The sequence below is a fragment of the Lentzea sp. NBRC 102530 genome (assembly GCF_030269365.1).
GTDB lineage: Bacteria > Actinomycetota > Actinomycetes > Mycobacteriales > Pseudonocardiaceae > Lentzea.
This window is the reverse complement of the sequence record NZ_BSTF01000009.1, coordinates 368060-376000: the sequence shown is the minus strand read 5'-3', so window position 1 is coordinate 376000 and position 7941 is coordinate 368060. Positions and strand designations below refer to the sequence as shown.

General features: G+C 66.4%; 2 protein-coding genes. Both read right to left on the bottom strand.

The window, feature by feature from the left end; genetic code table 11:
- Nucleotides 1-446: 446 nt before the first annotated feature.
- Entirely contained in the window at nt 447-6092 is a 5646-nt protein-coding gene (locus QSK25_RS25515) for a type I polyketide synthase (RefSeq protein ID WP_285641868.1), read from the bottom strand.
- Nucleotides 6089-6820, bottom strand: a complete 732-nt coding sequence (locus QSK25_RS25510) for a thioesterase II family protein (RefSeq protein ID WP_285641866.1) — start codon at nt 6818-6820, stop codon at nt 6089-6091. The genes QSK25_RS25515 and QSK25_RS25510 overlap by 4 nt, the downstream gene beginning before the upstream one ends.
- Nucleotides 6821-7941: the final 1121 nt, after the last annotated feature.

The window sequence follows — 7941 nt, the reverse complement described above, 5'->3', positions numbered from 1 at the left end:
CCCGCTGTGCGGAGGGCCGGGCCTCGGGGAGGGCACCACCCTGCGCGAGACCCGCTGTGCGGAGGGCCGGGCCTCGGGGAGGGCACCACCCTGCGCGAGACCCGCTGTGCGGAGGGCCGGGCCTCGGGGAGGGCACCACCCTGCGCGAGACCCGCTGTGCGGAGGGCCGGGCCTCGGGCAGGAGCACCAAAGGATGGGAACAGGGCTGACCAGCGGGTTTCTGTCGGCAGCCTGGTGGTGGAGTCAAGTTTCGAGCTTTCCGCGCCGGAGTAGTACCCGTTGGGACGGGCTCAGTCCCGTCCCAACGTCGGGCATTGAACGCCAGTGCCAGACCGCTGTTCGCCGCGTGTCCAGCAGGACAGGCCGAGCCTGCAGCTGCCGGGTCTGCTGCACGAATTGATGGTGCAGGTCAACCTATCACCTGCTCATGCAGCAGACCCTAACGCTCAGGCGTTGCTTCGGCTTTGCGAAAGTGCCGCGACGATCTGGTCGACGGTCGCACCTTTCAGCAGAGTGAGCATGGGTATGTCGACTCCGTACTCGTTCTTGACGTTGGTTCGGATCTCTGTGGCCATCAGTGAGTCCATCCCCAGTTTGTTGAGTGGGCGCTGGCGGTCCAGTGTTTCGGCGGGGAGCCGCAGCACGCTGGCGATGAGTTCGCGAACCCGGTCACCGTCCTGGTTGGCTTTGTCCGGGTGGCTCTTCTCCGGTCCAAGTGGTGTTCGTTCTGTGGTTGGTGCCTGCCGTGCTTGCGGCACGAACACGTCTTGCGTGGTGGGGACCGCCAGTTCTGTCAGGAGGTTCCGGGTGAACTGGTCTGGATAGGTGTCGGCGTAGGTTGTCCAGTCGGCCGGGGTCACGACGACGTGGCCTGTGCTGCCGTGGTCGAGCAGACGCCCGAGCATCGCCGCTCCGCGTGCGGGTGTGAAGCTGCGGAGTCCTGCCGGTACTCGGAGTTGTCCTGGCCCGTTGAGGCGTACCGCCATGCCTGTTTCCCAGAAGCCCCAGCCGATGCTGAGGGTGGGCAGGCCGCGAGAACACCTGTGCAGTGCGAGGGCGTCGAGCCAGGCGTTCGCCGCGGCATAGGCGCCGAGCAGGGGCGAGGGCAGCACTGCGGCGGCAGAGGAGAACAGCACGAAGAAGTCGAGCGGTCTGTCGGCGAGAACATGGTGCAGTGCAGCGGCTCCCCGAAGTTTCGGGTGAAGTACCTGCTGGATCTCCTCAACGCTCAGATCTGTGAGAGGAGTGTGCGTGCCGATGCCCGCGGCGTGGACGACGCCGCGGATCGGGCGGTCCAGCAGTGCGCCGAGGGCTTGTTCGTCGGCGACGTCGATCGCCTGGTACTCCACCTCGACTCCTCGTTCTCGCCATCGGTCCAATGTGGAGATCCGGTGTTCCGGCAGCGGACTGCGCCCGATGAGGAGAAGGTTCTTCGCACCGCGCTCGATAAGCAGGTCCGCGGTCACGACGCCGAGGTCGCCCAGCCCGCCGGTGATGATGTACGCGGGCTTGCGCCGGCCGATGCCGACGGAGACCTGTCTCTTGCTGTGCTGGGTGAAGGGAAGCGGCGGCAGTTTCCCGAGATGAGCAAGTGAGAGCACCTCGTGGATGAGCCCGGCGAGGCGGCTGGACGGGAGCGTCGAGATGTCGACACTGTGGTAGGTCGTGTTGCGCGACCACGATGTCGGGGGGCGCCCATCGAGTTGCACGTAGCGGCTTCCCTCGGGCGCGGGCATGCTGGTCGTGCTGAAGACGACGTCTGGACTGCTGGAAGGTTCGCGGATTCCGGCCCAGGAGAGCAGCGCTTGTTCTTCGGCGGTGCCGGTGTGGATGGCGACCACTGTCGCACCCAGCAGGCGGGCGACGTGTGTCGCGGCGGCTGACCGAGGTTCCGCAGCGGGATGGATCAAGACGGTTTCGCCCGCCTGCAACCGTGCCAGGTCACGTAGGCCGTGGAGGGCAGGCACGTAGGTGTGGAGAAGGGTGACCGCCTCCGCCGGACTGAACGCGTGAGGCATCGGCACTGTGCGAGCGGCTTGGGCCAATGCGAAGGATCCTGTGCGGTTCGCTCCCAGAGCGAGGACCAGGTCACCTCGCGCGGGCGTCCGGACTCCGGGGCCCGTGTCGATGACGGTTCCCGCGCAACTCCACGGTCCAGGATTGTCGCTAGCGGCTGTGACGTCGATGAGCACTTGGCCTGTGCCGGGCCGCGACGGAGTGGCGGGATGCGGTGAACGCGTGGTGAGCCGGGCGGCGTAGCGCCGGCCTTCCCTCAGCGCGATCTGGTATTCCCCGGCGGGTAGTCCGAGCTCGTCGATCAGAGCGTGGAGGTCGGTTTCCGCGGGATGCTCGGGCAGGTCGATCGCGGTGCAGCCGAAGGCCGGGTGCTCTACCGCGACTGTCCTGAGCAGACCCCAGAGCGCGGCGGCTTCGGGCCTGGGAACGGTATCAGACTCGATCACGGCCTGGCTGCCGCGGGTGATCACCCACAATCGCGTCGCGCCTTCTCGTGACTGGAGTACCTTCACCAGCTCGACCAGGTCAGTACACGCCTGTTCGCCGGTTCCGGTGAAGACCACTCCCACGGGGGCGTCCGATGCGCCGAGTTGGGTGTCGACCACACCGGGAAGCCTGTGGCGCAGCAGCGGGAGGTCGTCGCCGAGGACGACCCAGTGCCGTGTTCGCGGTTCGCGACCGGCCGGCGTGGGTGAGATCGGTCGCCACCGGAGTTCGTGCAACCAGCCGGACTCCGGCTGTCCGTCAAGAAGGCGGGACTGGAGCCCGGTCAGTTCCATGAGCGGTTGGCCCTGCGGGGTGGTGATCCAGAGGTTTCCGCCGAAGCGGACCCCGTCGTCGTGGCGGTCGTGCAGGTAGGCGAGGGCGGACCGTCCGGGTTTGCCGTACCAACGGACTCGCGCGATCGACTCGCCGACGAACGGGCCGTGAATCCGCGCAGCGGCGACCTGACCGCACGCATCGAGCAGAGCAGGATGGAACAGGTGCGCGTCCGCCTCCTCCACGAGGTGCGCGGGGAGCTCGATCGTGGCGAGCGCTTCGTGTTCACCGTGGCGAAGCTCGACGATTCCTTGAAACGACGGTCCCCAGTCGTTGCCTTGTGCGCGGTGCCGCTCGTAGAAGGCAGCCGCTTCGAGCTTTGTGGTGCAGCGGTCGCTCCATGCGCTGATGTCGAGATCGGTGGCCACGTCGGAGGTCACCGACCGGGCCTCGCCGGTGGTGAGGATGATCCAAGTTCCGTCGGCGTCCTCGCCGTGCACGCTGAACTTTCCGTCTTCCAGTTCTGTTCGCAGCCGGGGAGGGGCGCTCGTCAGGTGCAGCGGTGCGTGGAACCTGATGTCGGAGAGTTCGATCGGGCCGGTTCCCCACTTGCGTCGTGCCGCCTGCAACGCGAGGTCGACCGTGACCATGCCCGGCAGGATCGATGAGCCTTGGACGCGGTGTTCGGCCAGGTAGTGGGGTGGCCGGGCAGGAACAGCCGGGACAGCCGCGGGTGTGTCCGGCAGCCAGCACCGCTTGTGCTGCCAGGGGTAGCGCGGCAGGTCGTGGTGCGGGGCACGTCCCCCGTTCACCTTGCGCCAGTCGATCACCACTCCGTGGGCGTACAGCTCCGCCAGCCGAGCGTGCAGGATGGGCAGGCCCGGTTCACTCCGCGTGAGCGAGCCGACTGTTCTTGCCGCACCGCAGTCGGTCATCGCGTCGGTGAGCAACGGATGCGGACTGACTTCGAGGAACACGTCGCATTGCTGTGTCTCCGCTTCGACCGCGCCTGCGAACAGGACCGGTTGGCGCAGGTTGTCCGCCCAGTAGCGGGCGTCCATCGTCGTGCCGTCGATCACCTGGCCCCGGACGGTGGAGTGGAAACGGATCTGGGCCTGCCGTGGGCGGACTTCTGCCAGCGCCTCGAGCAGTTGCTCCCGGATCGGATCCATCAGTGGGCTGTGCGATGCGAAGTCGACCCGAACCAGATGAGCGAACTGGCCACTGTCCGTGAGTGTTCGCACCACTGCTCGCACGCCATCAGCCGGGCCTGAGATCACGGTGGAGTTCGGGCTGTTGTAGGCGGCGACGGCCAGCCTCCCGTCGAGGAACGGCTCCACATCGGACGACGGCATGCCTACGACGGCCATCGCTCCCGTCCCGCTGACCCGCCTCGCCAATCTGCTGCGCAGACAGATGATCCTCGCCGCGTCGGAAAGGTCCAGAACGCCCGCGACGTGCGCGGCCGCCACTTCGCCCATGCTGTGCCCGATCACGACATCAGGTTCCACACCCCAGTCGCGCCACAGCGCGGCGAGGGACACCTGCATCGCCCACAACGCGGGCTGCACGACATCCAGTTCGGACAGTGCGTCAGAATCCTTCCGGTCGAGTACGTCGAGCAGAGACCAACCCACGTGCTCCTCGATCGCATGTGCGCAGTCCTGCAACGCCTTCCTGAAAACTGGTTCGCTCTCCAGCAGATCGCGGCCCATTCGTGGCCACTGCGAACCCTGCCCCGGGAAGACGAACGCGACCCTGGCCTCCTGGTCGACAGCGCCGCCGGGCGTCGACGCGTTCAACAGCGCCCGTGCGAGAGACTCCGCGTCGTGACCGGTCACCGCGAGGCGGTAGGCGTGGTGGTCGCGACGTTGTGCCGCAGCAGCGCAGATCCCCGGCACATCAGCTGAAGCGGTCTCGCGCAGAAGCCTTGCGTAGTCGCTCAGGAGAACCCGCAGTGCGACGGGATCCTCGGCGGAAACCGGAAGTATCAGCGAACTGGACTCCGGCAGGCGAGTCGGGTGCGGGGTGTCCGGCTCGGCCACGATGACGTGCGCGTTGGTGCCCGCGATGCCGAACGAACTCACGCCGGCGATCGCGCGGCCTTCATGCGGCCACGGCACGGTGGTGGTCGGCACGGCCAGTCCGGCCTTCTCCCAGTCGAGCGAAGTGTTCGGCTCGTTCAGGTGCAAGCTCGCCGGAATCTGCCGATGACGGAGGCTCAGCACCGTCTTGATCAGACCCGCGACGCCTGCCGCGCCTTCGGTATGGCCGATGTTGGTTTTGCTCGAACCGACCAGGCACGGGCTGCCCGCAGTGCGCGACGCGCCCAGGACCTCAGCCAGAGCCCCCAGTTCCACGGCGTCGCCAACCTGGGTTCCGGTTCCGTGTGCCTCCACGTAGTCGAGTTGCCCCGCGTCGACGCCACTGTCAGCCAGCGCGCCGCGCATCATCACGACCTGTCCGTCGTGAGACGGTGTAAGCAAATAACCGCTGGAGCGTCCGTCACTGTTGCAAGCGCTACCCATGATGACCGCATAGACGCGGTCGCCGTCAGCGACGGCTCGGCTGAGTGGCTTCAACACGACCACGCCAATGCCATCGCTGCGGACGAAACCGTCACCGGAGGCATCGGCGAACTTGCACCGCCCGTCCTTGGCGAGCATCCGGCCCCGGCTGTAGGCGATGCCCTCGTCCGGCAGCAACACCACGTTCGTGCCAGCAGCGATGGCCAGCTCGGACTCCCCGTCGCGAACACTTCGGCAGGCCAGATGCAGAGCCACCAGCGATGACGAGCATGCCGTGTCCACCGACACGCTGGGGCCTCTGGCATCCAATGCGAACGACAACCTGCCGGCCAACACCGATCTCGCGGTGCCCGTGACCGCGTGTACGTCCAGGTCGGGCAGCCTGCTCGCGAGGTCCGCGTAGTTGACCGCGATCTCGCCGACGAACACACCTGTACGAGTGCGCTCGATCGTGCTCGGTGCAATACCGGCGTCGTTCAAGGCGTCCCAGGCGACCTCCAGCAGGTGTCGTTGCTGCGGGTCCATCCGGTCGGCCTCCCGTGGTGAGATGCCGAAGAACGCCGCGTCAAACCCCGCGACGTCGTCCAGAAAACCGCCCCAGCGGCTGTAGGTACGCCCCACCGCGTCGGGGTCGGGGTCGAAATAGGAGTCGATGAGGAATCTGTCCGCAGGAATCTCCTGAACGACGTCCAGGCCGTCTCTCAACAACCGCCAGTACTCGGCGGGACCGTCCGCCTGCGCGAAGCGGCAACCGATTCCCACCACAGCTACCTGTTCGAATGCGGTCATCTCGGCTCGTTCTCCTTCAACTCCATCTGCACCATGTCGGACACCAGCGGATCACGGACGAAGAAGTGGTCTCCGGGCAGCGTGTGGATCACTGCCGGCCTGGTGGTCAGTTCTGACCATCGGCGGGCACTGTCCACTGAGACCACGGAATCGTCACGGCCGAGGAAAACCGTGACAGGACAAGAAAGTACGTAACCTCCGTGACGGTAGGTCTCCACCACCGTGGCGTCGGCACGCAACGTCGGTACCGCGTGGCGCAATGCTTCCGCGTCGTGCCTCACCGCTTCAGGCGTTCCGCCCACAGCCAGCACTTCGTCCAGCAACTCGTCGTCTGGCAGCATCCGCACAGGCTTCAGACGTGGAGGGCGATGAGGCGCCCCTGCCGCCGAGACGAATAGCCGTACCGGAGGTAACCCGTGATCACGCTCCAAGACCACGGCGGTCACATAGGCCAACAGCGCCCCCATGCTGTGGCCGAACAGCGCGATGCCCGGTTTGCGGTGTGAATGGGCTGCAATCTGGCGGGCCAATGGAACCGCGATGTCGTCTGCGGACGTCAGTGCCGGTTCGTCGGCACGTCTTCCCCGGCCAGGAAGTAGCACAGGAACCACCTGAAGCCGCAACCGCGGCGTCCAGTCATGGAACAACGACTCGTTGCCACCGACGTACGGAAAGCAGTAAAGGCGGAGCCCCTCACCGTCATGAGAGTCGAACCAATCGCCCATCATCGATTCTCACGCTCCGTCACTGGCTGGTCACGTTACGAGGTACCTGAGATGAGAGCACGTCACTGCGGTCAGCGGTTGAAAAGTCGCCCGAGTGAGTGCTTGTGCCTGCGAGCCGTAGGGCCCGGCTCTCACTTCGCTGCCGGCTCGGGCACAGGTCCCAGGTGAGGCAGTGGCTGAAGTGCGCACCGCTGTCGGTCTGTGGCCGCCGCTGAAGAACGCGCGATCGAGAGATCGCTCTACACGGTTGCCGCCTTATCAGAAGCCAGCGTGAGTTCTCCGGTAGACGGCCAGATGCGGCGGCCACTTGCGCTCTCCGCTGGCGACCGCTCGGTTCGCCGGTGACATCCAGAGGAAAGATGGACAACCGCACGGGTTGATCAAGCGTCGCCGTCCAGACGACGGCGCCGTGAGATCCACGGGCAGCGAGCCGCCTTGATGCTGCCCAAACACCAGGCTGCCGAGCCTCTGGTTCGCGCTCCGCTCCGGGTCAGCCTGCGCTCATCGCCTCGGCCACGGCGGGGACCTCAGCATGAGCATCCGCATCACCCGTGGTAGCTGCAACCGCCGGGGGCTCGAACCCGGCGCCGCAGTCGTGCTGTCCAATCCTGTGGGTCGCTACGGCGCCCGCTTCGCGACTGCCGACCGATGGAGTGTCTACGAGAACGGTGCGTTTATCGTCATGGCCCGCCGGGGGAGAGCGGTACACCCTTCACTGTGGAGCGCAGTCGCACCTCTGTGGGAAATCAACCCACCGACACCAGCGTGGCGGTGTCAGGGCACAAGATCGGTTACCTCGTAGCCTGCCCGGGGCGAACCCTCCGGTTCCTCGAACCCGACTGGGCGAGGAACCGGAGCTCGTCAGATGCAGAAGCCGCCCCATCCGTCGGAGGTCTAGACCGTGTTCGGAGGCCAGTGGCGGCGGCATTGCCTGCTGTCGGTTGATGATCTCGGTACGTGCCGCCGCCCTGGCCGGACCTGGGGAGGGCGCCATCCTGCGCGTGATCGTTCTTGCGGAGGGCCGGACCTGGGGCAAGGCACCACGCAAACCTGCTCGCCACTGCGGCTAGGCGACTGACCGGCAAGTTGGTGCTTGAGACGAGCTTCGTCGTGGACGAGCCGCG

Excerpts from the sequence above, each read along its gene's own strand:
- QSK25_RS25510 (WP_285641866.1), bottom strand. The coding sequence starts at position 6,820 with ATGATGGGCGATTGGTTCGACTCTCATGACGGTGAGGGGCTCCGCCTT.
- QSK25_RS25515 (WP_285641868.1), bottom strand. The coding sequence starts at position 6,092 with ATGACCGCATTCGAACAGGTAGCTGTGGTGGGAATCGGTTGCCGCTTC.